This window comes from Catenulispora pinistramenti, from assembly GCF_018274385.1.
GTDB classification, from domain to species: domain Bacteria; phylum Actinomycetota; class Actinomycetes; order Streptomycetales; family Catenulisporaceae; genus Catenulispora; species Catenulispora pinistramenti.
Map to the genome: position 1 here is coordinate 1 of NZ_JAAFYZ010000034.1, position 18,295 is coordinate 18,295.

The 18,295-nt window shown below is 66.2% G+C and carries 10 protein-coding genes, 1 tRNA gene and 1 pseudogene; 4 read left to right on the forward strand and 8 right to left on the reverse strand.

Annotation, left to right across the window (positions count from 1 at the left end):
• On the forward strand, positions 1-304 hold a 304-nt coding region (locus KGQ19_RS12765), incomplete at its 5' end, for a hypothetical protein (protein WP_212009320.1).
• A gap of 99 nt (positions 305-403) precedes the next feature.
• A tRNA-Arg gene (locus KGQ19_RS12770) sits at positions 404-476 on the forward strand.
• A gap of 282 nt (positions 477-758) precedes the next feature.
• On the opposite strand, the gene KGQ19_RS12775 is transcribed toward KGQ19_RS12770, so the two are convergent.
• The 6 genes and pseudogenes from KGQ19_RS12775 to KGQ19_RS12795 form a co-directional block, all read right to left on the reverse strand.
• Entirely contained in the window at positions 759-2,336 is a 1,578-nt protein-coding gene (locus KGQ19_RS12775) for a tyrosine-type recombinase/integrase (protein ID WP_212009321.1), read from the reverse strand.
• A gap of 611 nt (positions 2,337-2,947) precedes the next feature.
• Entirely contained in the window at positions 2,948-4,018 is a 1,071-nt protein-coding gene (locus KGQ19_RS12780) for an integrase core domain-containing protein (RefSeq protein WP_212009322.1), read from the reverse strand.
• A 74-nt stretch (positions 4,019-4,092) separates the two neighbouring features.
• Positions 4,093-4,197 (reverse strand): annotated as a pseudogene (locus KGQ19_RS52720) (DUF6192 family protein); the annotation flags it as partial.
• Between the two features lie 1,034 nt (positions 4,198-5,231).
• Positions 5,232-5,828, reverse strand: a complete 597-nt coding sequence (locus KGQ19_RS51835) for an RICIN domain-containing protein (protein ID WP_212009323.1) — start codon at positions 5,826-5,828, stop codon at positions 5,232-5,234.
• Positions 5,829-6,814: 986 nt separating this feature from the next.
• Entirely contained in the window at positions 6,815-7,369 is a 555-nt protein-coding gene (locus tag KGQ19_RS12790) for a hypothetical protein (RefSeq protein ID WP_212009324.1), read from the reverse strand.
• A gap of 60 nt (positions 7,370-7,429) precedes the next feature.
• Positions 7,430-12,001: an RHS repeat-associated core domain-containing protein gene (locus KGQ19_RS12795; protein ID WP_212009325.1), complete on the reverse strand. Its 4,572-nt coding sequence runs from the start codon at positions 11,999-12,001 to the stop codon at positions 7,430-7,432.
• 1,843 nt (positions 12,002-13,844) lie between these two features.
• On the opposite strand from KGQ19_RS12795, the gene KGQ19_RS12800 reads away from it, so the two are divergent.
• Together KGQ19_RS12800 and KGQ19_RS12805 are read left to right on the forward strand one after the other, a co-directional pair.
• Entirely contained in the window at positions 13,845-14,045 is a 201-nt protein-coding gene (locus KGQ19_RS12800) for a hypothetical protein (RefSeq protein WP_212009326.1), read from the forward strand.
• Between the two features lie 25 nt (positions 14,046-14,070).
• Positions 14,071-14,805 carry a hypothetical protein gene (locus tag KGQ19_RS12805; protein WP_212009327.1) on the forward strand — a complete coding sequence of 245 codons (735 nt, stop codon included), beginning with the start codon at positions 14,071-14,073 and terminating at the stop codon, positions 14,803-14,805.
• Between the two features lie 183 nt (positions 14,806-14,988).
• Here KGQ19_RS12805 and KGQ19_RS12810 read toward each other — a convergent pair whose 3' ends face one another.
• A complete protein-coding gene (locus KGQ19_RS12810) occupies positions 14,989-15,804 on the reverse strand; it encodes a polysaccharide deacetylase family protein (RefSeq protein ID WP_212009328.1) in 816 nt (271 codons plus the stop codon).
• A gap of 8 nt (positions 15,805-15,812) precedes the next feature.
• A complete protein-coding gene (locus KGQ19_RS12815; RefSeq protein ID WP_212009329.1) occupies positions 15,813-18,287 on the reverse strand; it encodes a Gfo/Idh/MocA family oxidoreductase in 2,475 nt (824 codons plus the stop codon).
• Positions 18,288-18,295 lie beyond the last annotated feature (8 nt).

The window sequence follows — 18,295 nt, forward strand, 5'->3', positions numbered from 1 at the left end:
CCCCGGCCCCCGCGCCACCCACCATGACCACCACTGCGCCGAGCGCCACGCAGCCCACCGCGCCGAGCGCCACGCCACCCACGAAGCCCGCCGAGCCGCCCGCACCACCCGCGACTCCGGCGAACCCACCCCCGAGCGCACCACCCGCGACGCCTTCACCGGCGCCGAGCGCGCTCTCCGCAAACTCACCCACGCCTACCTCCAGGCCGTGAGCACCCCGGACACCACCCGCCGCGACCAGGCCCGCGCCATCCTGGCAACCGCCCGCCGCGACCTCCGCACCATCCTCACCCCCGAAGCCTGACCCCCAGCGGCCCCGCCCCGGCGGGGCCGCGCCACCCACCAGAAACGTCAGGCTGGAACCCACCCCCGACCCGCTAAGATGAGCCCGCGTCGCCGCCAGGCCCTCGTAGCTCAGTGGATAGAGCACCGGACTTCTAATCCGATGGTCGCAGGTTCGAATCCTGCCGGGGGCACAGATCGAGTCGTATCAACTATGCCATTGACCTGGTGTTTTTCAGATCTGAACCTCCACTGGACAAGACATCTTGACGGTCCGTCAGTCAAATGGTCCAGGAATGGTCCAGGGTGGGCTCAAAGTGGGCTCGGAAGCGCCGTCGTCGGGCATTGATCCGGCCGCTCACCTGGGCCTCGATAGGCCGACTCGATTGGTGACCGCACCGTGGAGCACGAAAAAGCCGGCTGCAGGGACATCAGTGTCCCTGCAGCCGGTTTTGTTCGCGCCTTGCGGCGCGGTGTCATGTGGCGGTGTTGATGGCTTGGGCGATGGCGTTGGCGGCGGTGTGTTTCAACTCGTCGAAGACGCTGGTGTAGGTGTCTCGGGTAATCGTGGTCGTGGAGTGTCCGAGCATCTCGGAGACGACTTTGACGTCGATCCCGGCTGCCAGCGCTAGGGTCGCGGCTCCGTGGCGGAGGTCATGGAGGCGGATCGGCGGCAGGTCGGCTTCGGTGATCAGTAGCCGGAACTGGTCGCTGACCCATGACGGCGTCAACTCGCTGCCGTCGGCGGTGGTGAACACCAGTCCGTTGTCCTTCCAGTTGGGTCCGGCGGCTAACCGCATTTCGGCTTGGTGTCGACGCCAAGCCTTGATTGCGGCGACGGTGGTGTCGTCTAACGCCACGTCCCGTTCGCCTGCATCCGACTTCGGGGTGCTGGTGTAGATCTCGCCGTCGACTTCGGTGACCTGCTGTACGACGCTCATGGTCTTCGCACCCAGGTCGAGGTCGACCCAGCGCTGCCCGAGCGCTTCGCCTCGTCGCAACCCGGTGAACGCGATCAGGTGAAACAGGCCGTAGAGCTCGTGTCCCCTGGCCCTCTGCAGGAATGCCGCGGTCTGGGTCCTGGTCCACACCATCACCGCCGAGGGCACCTGGCCCGTCTCCCGCCACCGTGCTTCCCGAACCGGTGTCCAGACAAGGGCCTTCGGTCGTTTCCCAGGCTCGAGATCTGCCAGGGCGGCGACGTTCACGGTGATCAGTTGCTGTGTGCAGGCGGCCGACAGTCCCGAGCGCAGTGTCGCGCGGATCCGCTGCCGGGTGGCGGCGTTCGCCGGTCTCCGGAACGGCGGCATCGACGCCAGTGTCTCCTTCAACTTTCGTACCGCCTCACGGTCGCCGCGCTTCCGGGCTGTCTTGATCTTGTTCTCGATCTCGCGGCGAGCGGCGTTCGTGACCGGGATTGCCTCGGCCTCGGTGGCGATTGCGGTGAACATGGCGTGCACATGCGCTACCCGAAGCCGATCCAGCGGTATTTCCCCCAGGTGGGGGATGAGGTAGTTGTCGATGTGGGTTTGGTAGCTGACTACGGTGCCGCGGCTCAGGCTGCTCTTGGCGCCGATCCACTCGGTGAGCCATTCGCCGACGGTGAGTTTGTTCATTACCGGCTGGCCCAGCCGGGCGGCCTTGCGGATCTCCTCCACCTCCGGCAGCGGTGTCTTTGCCTTCAACGCCACCCGGATCCGTTCCACGATGTCGGCGCGCAGCTTGTCTGCGGCGCCGGGTACGTCGTCTAACTCGTCGGCGATCGCCACCAGCGCCCGGATCCGTTCCACTGTCTCTTGGGCCTTGTCGAAGGTGGGTATCCCGCCCTGTGTCAGATGCGCACGCGGTGCATCGGGAGCGGTGGTGACTTCCATCTGGAAGTGCCAGCTGCCGTGGTTGGAGTTCCAGCGTCCACCGGCCCGCCGCAGCTGTGGACAGCCCGAGCCCAGTCGGCGCATCCGCGGCTTGCCGTCGGCGCCGAGCACCGCATGCCCGTCGGAGTCGGTGACCGGTGTGCGGCAGCCGCACTTCTTGAAGATCGGATTGTTGGCCATGCGGGCCCCCTTTTTTTCATTCGCGGATGGGTTAGGTGTGGTCTCGGCCTGCGCGTGACGTTCAGGCCGAGAAGTGAAGCGTTAGCAGTTGAGGTCAAGGCATCGGATCGCCTGGGGGCGAAATCCGATGGGTCACCGGTGCGGGATCCATGGACGCTCTGCACGCGCCTATCCGTCAAGTGCTTGATGCAAAGTTGATATCGATGTCACCGTTAGCGATTTCGCTGGTACTGGGCGTGATTGTGGGCTGATCGGAGTAATCGGCTGCCGGGGCAGGGTGAGGTTCGGGCCGGGGAAGACGGCTGCGGGGTCTCACCGGGGATCGGTGTTCTGGCTGTCCTACTCCAAAACCCGGCCATAGGGTGTGACCTGGGGTTTAAGCTGCTTTTCGATACTCGTTGATCAAGCCTCCGAGTCGTTTTCGGCGGCGGATCTCGTTGATAGGCACTGGCATTGGGATCGCGTTGGATCGATCGTCCGGGGCGCGCAGCGCCATGCCGTGGCCTTGGTGGGACCGGCCGGCGTTGTAGTGCTCGATGTACTCGCCCAGGACCCGGCGCAGATGGTGCTTGTCCTACTCCAAAACCCTGCTACTGGGTGTGACCTGGGGGTTAAGCCGCTTTTCGATACTCGTTGATCAAGCCTCCGAGCCGTTTTCGGCGGCGGATCTCGTTGATAGGCACTGGCATTGGGATCACGTTGGATCGATCGTCCGGTGCACGCAGACCCATTTCGTGGCCTTGATGAGAGCGGCCGGAGTTGTAGTGCTCGAGGTATTCGCCCAAGACCCGACGTAGGTGGTGCTGCCCGACTATGAGGAGACGGTCGCAGCATTCGCGGCGGATCGAGCCGATCAGCCGCTCCGCGTAGGCGTTCATCCTCGGCGTCTGCGGCGCGGTCAGCAAGGACTCGACACCGATCGAGGTGAACACCGCGTCGAAGGACTCAGTGAACTTTGCATCCCGGTCCCGGATCAGCCGGGTGAAGCGGTGCCCGGCCTGCTCCAGATCGGTGGCGAGTTCCCGGGCGACTTGAGTGGTCCAGGCGCCGGTCGGATGGTCGGTGACGCCCAGCAGATGGGCCCGGCGGCTGCCGACCTCAATGACGACCGCCGCATACAGCCGCTTCAGCATCACAGTGTCGACATGCAGAAAGTCGATGGCCAGAATCGTCTCTGCTTGTGAGCGCAGGAACGTTCGCCACGTGTCGTTACGCCGGTCCGGAGGCGGGATCCTGCGCGAGCGGAGGATCCGTCGGATCGTGGAGGCGCCGATGCGGTGACCGAGCCGGCGCAGTTCGCCCTGGATCCGCACCGTACCCCAGCTCGGGTTCTCGCTCGTGAGCCGGACGATCAACGCCACCGCATCGGCCGGGATCGGCGGACGACCTGGCGGTTTGGGCTGGCGCCACTTGTTCGCGATCAGCCGGCGATGCCACCGCAGTAGCGTGCCGGGGGTCACCAGCCGGTGTGCCCGCAGCGCCTTCGGCAGGACCCTGGCCAACGCGGACAAGACTGCCCGATCGGACCAGTCAATCCGCGGCTTCGGATTGGTCCGGCGCAGCACCGCAACCTCATGCCGGAGAGCAAGTAATTCCGCGTCCTTCGATGCCGAGGACCGGGCCAACAACACCAGCCAACCCAGCACGCTGACGAAAATCCGATACAGCAGACCGACAGCCACGGGACGTGATCCTCCCAGATGCCCCGTCCCAGGTCACACCCGATGGCCGAGTATTGGCGTAGGACAGGCGCCTGCAACAGCGCCCAGCGCTCGTTCTCGTCCTCGACCGACGCCAGGATCTTGTGGATGGTGTGGGAGATGCCCTTCACCCTCCGCCCTGCAGGCCAGCGGGAGGCCACGTAGCGGTGCGAACGGGCGGTGAAGAACGACAGTCTGATGTCCTCGGCGAACCCGGCCAGCGCCGGCTCGACCTGGAACGCCGGGTCGATCCCGGCCCCGCCGCTGGCCAGCGGGCAGATCTCCAGCGCGTAGTCACCGATCGTGAACTGGGCCTTGGACGCCAGCTCCACCCATTCGCGGGCCTTGTCGACCAGTTCGGCATAGCGGGCCGCGCTCACCGCGCCGACCATCTCAGAAGTAGTCTCGACCGTCATTGACGCTCACCACCCCGGCCCGACCGGGCCCCGGCGCGGAAGCGCCGGTGGAAACCCCCGGGCCACGCTGGGTGAAGCATCGACCCGCCACAGATCCGACGACCAGATGAGCGGGCCGGGGCGATTTACGGCGCAGCGGTGGCGTCTGTCAGGGATCTACGACGTTGCGGATCTCCGTTTCCAAGCCCGGGTCCTGCACGTGGGAGAACAGTAGATTGCCGATGGAAGGTGATCCACTCCGGCCACCCACTCCGTCCCGCACTCCGGGCACGAGGCGATCTTCCCCAGCTTGATCGCCTCGACCCGCGCCCGGATCCGCGCCACGATCCGGTGATGCTTGGCCCGGCACGCCGGCGAGCAGTACTTCGCGCTGGCCTGCGCGTCCACCGGCAGCTGCCAGCCACAGACCACGCACGCCTTCCTCGGCTCCGGCACCTCTCCATCATGGCTCTGATCCGCAGCCGCCGGGAGTCATCCGGTAATCAGCCTACGGAACGGACATCCGTAACGCTCCGACGATCAATCACCAGTGAAAGCGGGTTCTTACCTCAGCAGTCGGGTTCTTCAGCGCGTGCCAGGTCGCCGGGCCGGATCAGGGGGAGGCCCCGGAGCCTTCCCCTGATCCGTTTCAGAAGGTGAGCGTGGCCTGACTGGTCTCAGCGGCACACCAGTCGGGGACGCGGCGTAGAACGCTCGATCTCCTCGACGAAGGCGGTACACGCCGTGGTCCACCGCTCCTGCTCGATCTTGAGGGGATCGTTCCTGACTCGGGAGCTACTTCACGACGTTACGGTCACGGAGTACCACTCCTGCGTGGTGCCCGATCCGGTGTAGCACGCTCCCTGCTCGACAACGGTACCGATGGACGTTCTGGACCCCTGAGTGCCCATGCACTTGCCACTGTGGAGGTTGATGAAGGTGTAGAAGCCGCCGTCGATGTAGCTGTTGGCCCAGAACTGCGAGTGATCCGAAGTCCCGGAACAGTCACCCTCCGTGAGCGGGGCGGCGTCCGAGCTGGCACCCTGGACGCCGAGGCAGTAATTGGTGCCGTTGTTCTGGTATTGGTAGTAGTTGAGCCCGTTGGCTGTGATCTCGTGTATCGGCTTCCACGTGCTGCCAGCCATTTCGCATTCGTCCAGCGCTACGCCGTGGTCGCCGACCACGCTCACGCATACTGCGCCGCCGGCGCGGTTTTCGATGGAGTACCCGTACGTCGTCTGCGGGGATGCCTGCCCGGCGAGGTGTTGTGCCGCAGCGGCGGGCGTGTGCGCGGCGGCGTCTGCCGCGGCGCCGGCCGGTACGGCGGACCCGAGCGTCAGCAGGAGGCCGACGAGGGCGGCGAGTACCGCCGTATGGAATGTGTGCCTGATCTTCACAGTGTGTTCCCTTCGGACGTGGAACCTGTACGCCGCCGCGCGTCTGTTGTGGACTGGGAGCGGCGTCGTGTCAGGCTCCGTCATACCCCGGCGGGATTGTCAGGCGTCGGTGGCCGGGAACCTGACAACAACACCCGGACAACGTGGAGGGGCCGACGCGCGACGTCGGGCTAGACCACTACCAGGTCAGGCTCTAACCACACCTGGTACCGGCACATGACCATGGCGATGCTCGCGCTGGCGGGGCTGGCCCTGAGGGAAGTCCCTCCGGAGATCGGCCTTCCGACCCGGAACGGCGATCCGTAACACCGAATCGATCAAGCGGTATTTCAAAAACCGGTTCTTAAGGATCCGGCATGTATTGAGTATTCTCTCGAGGCGCGCGAGTGGGATCGAGCTGCGATGGATCGCAACGATGTTCTCCGCTGGGGTGCGCGTCCTATTGAGCCCTCCAGGCTGGCAGCGCTCGATAGTGAGCTAGCTCGGCGGGCCTCGATACTCGATCAGCTGCCCCTGCCCTTGCTCGGTCCACACATCGAAGACCTCCTCAAGCAGCGCAAACGTGCAACGAGAATCAATACATTTCGCAGGTCGGCGGTAGCGGTTGCGGCCAAGACGCCGACGCTCTTGGACGCAGTGGACAAGGTCGCAACATCGCTCGGCTATAAGTGACCTCATGCCACGCCGCCCTTGGTGTCACCAAGCGAGCCAGGTGACAACTACGTAGAAGACGCGCAACTCGGCGGCCAGGTACAACCGCCCCGGTCGCTGGACCACTTTCGCCGAGGCGCGATTTAGCTCGATTGGGCAGCACCGCGACGTCAGCGGCGCCAGGGGCTCTGCCCAGGCGGCCCTATCTGGCCTCAGACTGGCGGAATGCCGACCGATGATCCGGCCGCCGGGCCGGTGACCCGGCCCGGCGGTCCTTCAAGCAGGCCTGAGGGCAAGGCCCAGATCTACTGGCCCACGTGAGAGCCAAAGACCCATTACGGCGCGTTCTGAAGCCAGCGCCCGATAGCAGCCTTCTCCTGTTCGGAGACATCAGGGAAATCAGCCAGCTGCGGCGCAAACTCGCGAAGTCCTGCATTGCGGGAAGGATCACGCGCAAGCGTGGAACCCACCGACGACTGACTCACATTGCCCACGACGATGACGCTTCCGTCGAGCGACAACATGACAAAGCCAGGATGGCCCTGCCCGCGGCCGAGGATGCTCGCCGCGCCTCGACCCATTACATCCCATGACTGCGCCAGCCGGACGTGCGCCCACCACCATTCGCCCGTCTGCTCCACCGCCACCAGGAATTCCCGGTCGGTGCCGAAGAGGCCGCCCTCGCTGGCGAGCTGATACCACCCGGAATTCGCCTGGGCGACGAGGTCTGGAGCCTCCAGCTCGACGGCTGAATGCGGTACCGGCTCAGCCGTGGGCGGGAAGCTCGTTGCCGCGTTGGCGAGCCTCGGGGGGATCAGCGGAACCAGCGGATCCACCAATTCCACGAGCTCCAGGCCGCCTGCGGCCAGCTGCTCCGCCAGTTCGCTCATACGCAGGACGCTCCCAAGAATCGACGACAGACACAGTACCGGACAGGTTGCGTGCGGAGGCTACCACTTGTACAGAATTGGAGATCCATAGTTGTGGACACCCTGCGAGTCGAGCGGGAACCAGGCGATATCGCCAGTCGTTGGGTGCACCATGATTCGGGTTTGGCTGTTGGGTTTGAAGTTCCAGAAGATTTTTGCGCCGGCTTGTCCGTTGGGGTTGTGGATCCACGACTGCCAGAAGGACTTTCCCTTTGGACTCAGGTTCTTGCCCTCGAAGTAGTCGGTGACACCGTTCGTGGTCCGCGGAGGGAAATTCGGGTTGTTCCGAACCGTGTTCACCAGGTCGTGAACCTCTTGCGGAGTGTTCATGTATTCGTAGTCGTCGGCTTTTTGTGCGTTTCTAGCTGCGATCTCGTCCGGTGTGTAGTTTTCGTCCGGATGCCATTGTGACCCGTACGCCAGGCCGAACGGGTCGCTGAACGTCAGCGGATTGGGCACGTACGCGTGATCGTTGGGTGCGGCCGAGAGGCCCAGGGGGTCCGGGGCGATGTAGGTCGCGAGGTCTGGTGAGTAGTACCGGTGCAGGTTGTAGTGCAGGCCGGTTTCAGCATCGTGATACTGGCCCGGGAACCGCAGTGGGCAGTCCAGGCCTGGGTCTGCGCCGGCGGTGATCGTTCGTCCCCAAAGCGACGTCGTCGTGTGCCATGCGATGTGGCCGTCGGGCGCTATCAGTTCGGTTGGGGTGCCGATCAGGTCGGTGATGATCGCGTGGAACGCTTCGTCGATCTGGTTCTGTTCGGCGTCGTCTGCCCATGTGCGGTGGCGCTGCGCGGCCGGCCGGAAGCTGGCGGGCTCGTAGTCCCAGGTGAGGGCGGCCCATGTGCCATCGGGGCGCTGTGTGTGTTGTTCGACGAGGTTCGGGCCGTGCCAGGAGAATGTCGTCTGTTCGACAACGGTTCCGTCGGTGTCGATCCGCTGCTTGGCGCTGCGGCGCCCCATGGGGTCGTAGATGTAGCGCCATGTGCCGCGATCGGGGGTCACGGCTTGGACCAACCGGTCCCGTGAGTCCCAGGTGTACTCCCAGACCTGGCTGCGGCCGTCGAGCGTACGGCGGACTGTGCGGACCAGGCGTCCTGCGGCGTCGTATTCGTGGTCGGTTCGGCGGGAGCGGCGCAGTAGTGTCCGGTCTACGACGCTCGCCTGGATCGCGGTGTCGGGACCTGAGGCGGCGTCTGTGGCACCCTCACCACTGCTGGCGACGATCACGTTGCCAAAGCCGTCGTAGGCGTAGCTTTCTGACCAGTCGCGCGCGGAAACCGCGGTGACCCGTCCTGTCGTATCTGAGGCGAAGCGCCGGGCGCCACGAAGGCTGTCTCGGATCTCCTCCGGCGCGCCGTCGGCCCGCCAGATCCAATCGCGGCTGAGAGCAGAGCGCCGGCTCGGGCCGGGACCGGCCGCGCCGCCGGCCGTCTCATCGCTGACCCACACCTGCTGCGCCACCGGCCGTCCGGCCACGTCGTACTCGTGGGACAGCCAAGCGGTGAGGCCGATAGCCCGCTCGATCTCCCGACCCGCGGCGTCGAATTCGAAATGCAGGCTGCCGGATCCTGCGTCCAGCCCGGCGGCACGCCCTGCCGCGTCATATGTCCACGCTGACTCCGCGCCTGAGGGCGTTGTTCGGTGTACGAGACGCCCGGCCGCGTCATACCTGTACCGCACTGTGCGGCCGTCGACAGTTTCCGCGGCGATTCGGCTGCACTGGTCGTACTCGAATGCCAGCGTGCTGCCCGGCCCAGTCGCGGCCAGCAGCCGCCCGCCGGTGTCGTAGGAGTACTGGTAGTCCCCATCGGGCGTGTGGTGTGCCACAACGTGCCCGGCGGCATCCCGATCCAGCGTGATGCGCTGCCCGGCCCCGTTGATGCGGGCTTTGAGCCGCCCGATCTCGTCGTACTCGTAGGACTGGGTGCGTCCGATGAAGTCAGTCTCACCGACCAGCTGCCCGATCGGGTCGTACTGGTAGGACCACTGTGCGCCCTCCGGATTGGAGACGGCGAGAAGGTTCATTTCGCTGTCGTAGGCGAAGGCGTGGCGGACGCCGTCCGGCCCGGTCCGCGCCAGCAGCGTCTCCATGGGGCCCGGTTCGAATGCCGTGACCGCGCCCAGTGGGTCGATGTGCTCCAGCAGCCGGCCGTCCGGGTCGTATCGCCACCGGGTCACTGCGCCGTCGGGGCGGGTCTGCGCCACTGGCGAGCCCTCAAGGGTCCATTCGGTGGCGGTGATGGCCCCGAGGGGATCAGTCACCTGGATCACCCGCCCTGCGCTGTTGCGCACTGCGTGCGTCTGGCCGCCGACCGGGTCAGCGGCTCCCACGGACAGGCCGGCGCGGTCCGTGATGAAGCGGGTCACAGCGCCCAGCGGGTTGATGGCTTCTGCCAGTGCCCCGTTGGCGCCGTAGGCGAACCTGGTGGAGTTCCCGGCCGGATCAGCCACGGATATGAGGTTCCCCCGGGCGTCGTAGTCCCGGTGCCACTGCGCGCCGTCAGCCATCGTGACGGTCACTATCTGGTGGAGCCGGTTGTATTCCAGCTCGGATGCCGAGCCGTCGGGTTCGACGATGCGGCGTACATCGCCAGCCTCGTCGCGCTCATAGCGCGTGGTGTCGCCTAGGGCGTTGACCCTGACCAGGACCCGCCCGTAGCGGTCGGTTTCGGTGATGGTGGTATGGCCCAGGGGGTCGGTCTCGGAGACGACGTGCCCGAACTCGTCATAGATAAAGGTGGTGACGTGTCCGAGTGAGTTGGTGTGGACCGTGGTGCGATTCTCTGGGTCGTAGGCGAAAGATCCCGCCAGGAAGCGGCCCTCACCTTGAACAACCCGGCCGATCGCGTCGTAGTGATAGCCGTAGCGGTAGCCGGAGCGGTCGCGCCACGCCGTGATCCTGTCGTTCTCGTCCCATTCGTAGGTGAACGGCAGGCCTGAGGAATTCACCACGCCCGTCAGCCGACCTCGCGCGTCGTACTGGAACTGCTTGACTACCACCCCTGTGCCTGTGTCATCGTCGTCCATGAGCCGCAGAGCGCTGATTCGCGGGCCGCCGTTGGTCGGCACGGTGTCCACCGTGACGCGGTAGCCGGGGTGTTCGACCAAGGTGGGCACTCCATCGGCATCCCGGTGGACGTCGATACGGGTGCCGTTACGGTCCGATATCGCGGTCAAGTCACGTATCTGGCCGAACTCGTTACCGAAGTGCACGACAGGGAAGTGGCGGACTTCCCCGGACCACGGATCGCAGATCCGTACCTCATCGGTCTCCCGGTCCCACACCAGCGGCCAGCGGCTGCCACGGTCCGGAAGCACCGTCTCGCCCGCGGATGGCAGCGGATAGTCCAAGCGCTGGCCGTCGTCACCAGCGAAATGGATCCCGGCCTCGTTAATCGAGATGCGCTGGTCCAGAGTCGAAGACCAACCCGGCCCGAAAAGGTGTCCCGTCGCGTAGCCGGAGGCGTAGGCACGGCGCAGCACCACCGGAAGGACCCCGGGCAGCTCTATGTCGGTGGCGTCGGTCAGCATCCAGCCGGACACCACGTCGACGGGGTCGTCCTCGGTGTTCGCCGGGCCGTTCCCCTCAGCCACGCGAGCGTCGTCCCCGATGCTGTTCGTCTCGGGGCCCAGAGCGTCACCCTCCCGTACGACGGCGCCCGCCTCGCCCTCCGCGTCCTCGGCCGCCGAACCCAAGGCCCGGCCGCCGACGAAGGTCAACGCCAGCATGCCGGCACCAAGCAGGGCGTCGCCCCAGTGACCCTGCATCGCATCGCCGATGGCCCCTACCGCCGTCCCGGCAAGCGCAATGATGTTGTCGGCCTCAGCCAACGCCGCGGTCACCACATCCACGCCAGGGATCCAGGAGGTCGCCAAAGCGATCACGTCCAGGACCGGTGCGAGCTCGCCGGCGATCTGGCCGATCTCCCCGCCCCATTTGGACAGGTCCTCGCCGAGGTGCTGCCACCAGGACTTGTTATGGATTCCATCATGCTGCGCGTGCCCGATAGCCTTGGCGCAGGTCTTGGCCGCGTTGATCCGGTCGTCGTGGGCCTGATTCGCCTGGGTCGTCAACGCGGCCATGCGGGCCTTGGCGTTGTTCAGGTTGGTCTGCGCGGTGTCGTGGGCGGTTTGGGCGTCGGTGACGGCCTGCGGGTTGGGACTGGGATTGGCGGCGTGGTTCTGCTGCGCCGTCTTCAGGTCCGCCGCCGCGCCGTTGGCTGTGGTGGTCGCGCGTTGCAGATCGACGTTCGCGTCTTGGGCTTGGCGCAGCGCCGAATCAGCCTTGCTCTGTGCTGCTTGTAGCTGCGGCGCGTACGCCGACAGCGCGTCAGAGGCCTCCGAGTACGACGTGTACAGCTTCTGCAACCGCCCGGGCAACGGACCGTAGTGCGACTTGAAAGCCTCAGCGGTCTGCCCCACCCACTCCAGAGCCGCGCTGTCGTTGCCGAAAGAGTTCAGACTCCGATACGCCGACTCCACATCGTGGGCGAAATCCCCGAACTCCTTCGCCAACGCCTGCACCGACTCCACCACACCCGGCGTCGGATCCCCATCCAAACCCAGGATGTCCCAACCAGTTGGACGCGCCATCCCCGACCCCCCATCAAGACACCAGCCGCCGCGAGAACCGACTGGCGCAAATACCGTAGCCTGCAAACACGCCAGGCCTGTCGCGGGGCGGCGACAGGAGCCATCGTCTCCAGTCCCGCGCCCCACTCAAGCCCAGGCTAAAACAGAGCACTGAGTTTACAGATCACGCGCAGAGACCGTAACCCGGCAGCGTGCATCGGTCACGGACCGTTGCGGGTGCGGTGTGCCGCAGGTGTCTGAGCGATCTCTCCGCGCAGCAGAAGGGACTACGTGCGCTGGCGGCTGCGACGACGTCGACTGTGCATCAGCCCCCGCCAGCCAGGCATACACAAGACGACACCGCGAGAAGTCTCGGCGACCACACCGGGGGTTCCTGGCGCCGGCGGCCTGTACTCGCCCCTCATCGATATGGGCAGATTCCTAGCCGCGCAGCTCCAACCAGCCAAAACTCCTCTGCGCACCGCAATTGGGCTCAGGCACTCGCCGGTCGGCTGGACAACCCACGGCGCGTCCCATGGAGTCCTGTGGCACAACGACGGCACCGGAGGCTTCTCTTCAGCGATCGCTTTCCGGGACGTCGTGGGCGCGGTCACCCGCGACGTAGCAGTGCTAGCGGCCTTGGCGACGCCCTGAACAACGAACAGAAGGAGAAGCGCACCTTGGCAAAGAACAGCGATAGCGACGGCAGGTCGATCCCCGACGACGCGCGCCAATAGATGCTGGACCGCGGAGCCACCGAGGCCGACTTGAGGCGTGCGAAGCATCTGACGATCTGGATCTCAGGATCGATCCTTTACGCGAAGCCGACCTCCAACGGCAGGATCGACCCGTCCGCCGAGTCCTAGTCGGCCCTGTGTCCTCACCGCCCCGTTCCGCCAATACGGGGCGGCCAGGACACAGCATCAGCGCGGTCCAGCTTTTGCCCTTCGGGCCCCTTCGCTCATGACTCGTCGCTACGATTGACGCAGAATCCTGACGGAGCAGAGCGGAGGTGCGGGACGTGTCGGATTCAGTGATCATCTTCAGGGGGCAGAATTTACGCGCCGTCCCCCAAGCGGGCGAAGCCAACCCTAGTGCCGTCACGATTCGCTATATCTCTGGGCTTCGTGTGTCGGGCACGCATCAACAAAGCCGACCGGCTTCTGTTGCACGTACTCTGAGTCATTGTCTCAAGTTGAAGTCGCTGGTCGACGCGGCGTGGGCTGACTCCTTGCCAATCCAAGAGGTGGACCGGCGCCGATCCGAAGACCTCATTGGAGCAATCCAACTCCTTGGCGGCGCCGTCCGCCGCGGCGAGAGCCTTCCTTGGGATCAGTCGACCACGATCGAATCCCCGCCCGCCTTTCACGTAGAGGCATATCGGTGCCCTGACGCCACCAGGCCGATGTGCCTGGACAGCATCGAATCCCGGCATCTGATGCACAGGACCCGGCAATGGCTCGCGAGGCAGAGCCTGACCTGGTGGTGCGTGGGCGACAGACGCCGAGCATCAGCGTCGGCCGCTATGGGGGCCCTCAAAGCGCGCGTCCGCGACGCGCGCCGGCGGTTCAGCCGCAGGGTTGCGCGAATCATCGCGCATGAAGAAGGGCTGGGTCGCCAGGTCAGTCGGCATGTTGACCAGTATCTCGACTCCTTATTCGCAGCGTTCATGCGCAGCGATGTCGACCAACGACCGCCGTGGTCACGGATCACGGTCCTGTTCCGGACGTCCTTGGCGGGGACGCTGACCAGGAACGCACCACCACAGCCGGGCAAGGGGTAATAGGACGGCCGGTCGGACCGGTCCCGCACACTCCCTGCCCGCGTTTGCCGCGCGCGTTCTCCGGCCATCCTTCACCGATGGGTGGGAACGGAATTGATCAACACGGCTCACGACCTCGACGTCTGCGACGATGGCGAGGCGTCGTCGGACAGCGGGGCCCGTAACAGCAACAACGGTAGCCGCCACAACCGGATCTGGCGGGACCGCCGCGACATCGTCCGCACCGTATGCAACGTCATCGCCACAGGCGTAGTCGTCTACGGCACGCTACGCGGTCGGTAGCACATTCCCTGACCGGGTTCCCAGCGTGGGAATTGCCCATCCCGGGAGCCCGGTCCGACCTCGCCAATTCCTCCTCCAGCAAGCCGCCCGCCGCGACCACCTCGACACCGTCCCCGAGCCCGCCGAACGCCTCACCCTGCGCATCAGCACCTACTTCGACAACCGCCCATTCCCCGCCGCCTACCGCCACATCCCAGACCCCGAGAGCCCCCAGACCCTGCCGGCGCGGCTCACCACGCCGAGCCGGGTCCTCGCCAACGGGCGCGAGGAGGACGAGTCGCTGCGCACTTCGCTCGACTCTCTCACCACGCAGATTCGTGCTCGCGTCCAGCAGCTCGCCGACCGCGCGATCACCGAACAACCGACCTGGATCGAGGACAACCGCACCGCGCCGCGTACGCCGCAGCAGGAGGCCGAATGGCGCGGCCACGTCGCCGTCGTCGCGGCCTACCGCGAGCAGCACCGCACCACGAGCGAGGACCCCGTACGCCCGCTCGGGCCGCTCGTGGCCGCCGACGAGAGCGACCACCTGGTCCACCGCCAAGCTGAGATCTCCGTCGGCCGGATGCTCGCGCTGAGCGCGGAGGAGGCTGAATCGACAAGCCGAGCTCCCGCCCGTTCCGCCAGATCGAACACCCCAAGGCGCCAGCTCGCCCCTGCGCGTGCTCGCGGACTCGAATACGACGAGCCGCAGCACACCAGTCGGCGGAGCGTCGAGCATGAAACCCACCGGACCGCCGAACGCGAGATCGGGTACTAAGCACCCCGGTTCGGGCCGCCCCGATGAGAAGTGTTCGGGGCAGCCCGATCCGTCAAGGACGCCTGCGGCGCCGCAGTGCGATGAGCTTTCGCTCATCCTTGACCCCTCGGTCTGTCCCCAAAAACCCGGCAGCTATCGGGCGGCTCGGGGAAATGTGTCGTCCACAGGGCGTACCTCCATGTCTCATCCTGCATCGAAGGTGCTGATCGGAACCAACTCCGCGCCTTGCGATAGAAGCAGCAGGAGTTCAGAGACGTATGCCCAGACGTGCCCGCTCCCGGATCGGGGCACGAAGTCCCACCAGTGGAGCGTGAGCGTCGCGTTCCCCGCCTCGCTGGCTGCGCGCAGCAGGGTACCGGCGGTCCCCGTCGGGGTCCGCTTGCTGGTGTCGATGTATCGCCGAGAAACGCTGATCGTCTGGAAGTACTGCGAGCGACTAGAAGGCCGACCATTCGGCGGAATGAGTTTGGACGCCGCGCGGCCGTCGGGCGTCGTGTCCAAGCCGAGTTCGGCTACTTCGCCGTCAGTAATCGATCTGCTGACGACGTAGCCGCGTGCGACGAGCGATTGCGCGAAGTCGAGGTCGATGGCGTTGTGGGGCGGGACGAGAACGCGGGTGCCGAATTCGTCGCGCCAAGTGTCCAACGCGCTGATAAGTGCTTCCGCACGGCGGGGACGGATGGCTACGAGCTCCGGCACCGCGGGCCCCGCTGACGATTTGTGGTCGGCATGGGTAAGCCCGTGCAGAGCGATGTCGGACCCCTCGCGGCGTACCGCGTGCAGCAGCTCCAGGACTGGACCGTCCCGCCGTGCGGATCGTGGGCCGGGTCGTTCGGCAGTCGTGGCAGTGGGCCCCAGACTCAGCGGTGCGGCGTACGGGATTGCCGCGTAGGTGACTGGTTTGCCGCGCCACAGCTCGCGCGCCAGGCAGTGGAGTAATTCGACCGGAGTGCGGCCGTGGATGTCGTCGAGCCGGATCGCGACGGCGCCCATCGTCACGCTCCCTCCTAGGCTGCGCTGCCGACGGGATGGGGTGCAGGGGTGGTCTCCGCACCGTGGGAGTCGTCGGTCGCGGTGGTCTCGTTCTCTTTGAGGGTGGCGGCGAGGGCGGCGATGCGGTGCAGCGGGCCGAAGTCCGGTCGGGGTGGTGGCGTTTTGCCGCGCAGGGCTGCGATGGCGTGGCGTATGGAGGTGCGCATCGGGGAGTCTTCGATGATCTGGTCGAAGACGACCGTGCCGTCCTGGTCGGCGCTGAGGCGGTGCTGATTGCGGTCGAGCTGCCACCCGCCGGGGGCGGTGACGGGTTCAAGGTGGAGCTTGAAGCGGGTGCGGCCGGCGTGGACAGTGACGTGGCGGTGCCGGTCGTCGGACTCGCGTAGGTCGCGCTGCCAGCGCTCACCTGTGGCTGGCGCAGTGTGCAGCGGGATGAGGGGGCCGGTGATCGAGGAAGCGAGTTCGAGGTAGACGCGGGTGTGCTCGTGGTGCAAGGTGGTGCGCTCGGTCAGGGAGGAGACGAACAGCCGCTCGTCGTAGGTGGCGTACAGGTCGCTGAGCGCGGGGTCGGCGGCGAAGTAGTTGCCGAGCAGGGGCGGAGGAAGGACCCGACGCACGACGGCGAGCATGTGCAGCCATTCGTAGCCGAGGACGCCGTAGGCACGATCGATGAAGCGGCCGGTCTCCACGTCGGCTCGCCGGTCCTTGGTGAAGATGACCGAGACGTGTTCGATGGGCTGGTCGGGCTCCAGTTCGCGGATCAGGACGCCGAGCCTGCCGAGCGCTTCGGAGTGGATGTACTGGTCGTTGACGACCACGCGGGCGTGCGGATTGGTGTCGAGGAGGTGTTCGAGTTCGGGGATCTCGTGGCCGTGGCAGGCGGGTTTTTCCAACAGGATGCGCGCGTTCGGGTCGCGGGCGAGGATCGCGCGCAGGATCGGGAGGTGTTCGCCGGTCGGCGTGCAGACGGACCACAGATCTACCTGCTTGGACGGGCTGAGCGTGTCGAGGCTGGCATGGACCGCGAGCCCGACCGCCGACCTGGCTGAGTGCTTGGGATCGACGAGGTCGAGCGCCATGCCGCTTTCAGTGAGCATCTGGGCGTGAAGCTGGCCGGCGACGCCGTAGCCGAGGATGCACGCGTGCCCGGTGGGCTCCTGCGCCGCCGGACGCGTGGCCGCTTCTTGGGGGCGTGAGTCGAGGTAGAGGTCGAAGTACGCCTCGAACAGGCCGGCCTTCGCGATGGCGGTGTCCGCCGTGTCGGTGTGCACGCCGGGGCTTTGCTGGTCGAAGGTTCGGCACAGTGTCTTGGCGGCGATGAGCGTTCCGGCGCGGTAGGCGTCGTATCCCTGGGTGGGGATGGCGTCGGCGTCGAACAGGTTCAGCGAGCGGCCGTCGCCGAGAAGGCACAGCGTGGGTCCTTCGGGTAGGTCGTAGCGGCGGCCGACGCCGGGCAGATCCGTCGAGACGGCGTGCAGTTCGGGCGTGCGCAGGACGCTGAAGTCCTTCGTCGCGAAGGGCGCGAGGTAAGCGCCGTCGGGCAGCTGCCGTAGCTGCTGCTCGGTCAGTGCGATCTCTCCGGTGGCTCCGAGGACGGCGAACGGCGTGGTGCAGGCCAGGGCGTCAGCCGCAGTGCGGTGCGCGCAGTACCCCGTTTCGGCGGCCGTGATCAGCGACGCGGTGTCAGTGTCCACGACGCACACCCTGCTGCCCTGGGCTCGCAGCAGCGCGGCTAGGCGCGAGCCGAGGGTGCCGTAGCCGAGAAGCAGGACGGGCCGACCGATGAACTTGACCGTGGGTATCAGCTCGCGCAGCCGCCGCATGCACGAATCGGCGATCTCCAGGTATCCAAGCTGGGTTTTGACCCGAGAGCGGGCCATGTTCCAAACCGGGACGCCGAGCGGGCCGGCGGCGGCGATCCTCTTGAGGCCGCTGACCGTCAGTTCGAGCGCGGCGTCCACGGCTCGCTCGGGATCGGCTTTCCCGTAACCGCGGGCGATCAGCCCGCCGTCGTCAATCGCCAGGACTTTGCGCCCCTGCTCGCGGGCGGCGGCGATGAACCGGTCGACCTCGGCCGCGGCGCGCAGTGCCTCTGCGTCCTGGCCGGGTTGTGCTCCGGGGTCGGCGTCGATCCAGGCGTTGTCGAAAACGGTGCTGCGGTAGCCGCGGGCCAGGAAGGTGGCGTGGATGCGCTCCCGGTTGCGGGTCTGGTCCCCTTTCGCCATCGCGAAGATCCACTCCGGGGGGATGCCCGCGCTCTCGGCGCCGAGTACGAAGCCCACGCTGTTCTCCACGTAGTGGTCGCGGAAGAGCAGGGCCCAGCCGTCGAAGGAGCAGTCGGCTTCGGCGTAGCGCGAGAGCAGGGGCATGTTCGCCTGGATGGCGGCGATCTCCTCGTCGGAGTACGGCGCATCGGTGTCCGAAAGCGCCGCGTGCTGGCTGTACATCTGAGTCTTCTTCTCCTCAACGTGGGTATCGGTGGAACGCATCCGGCGGT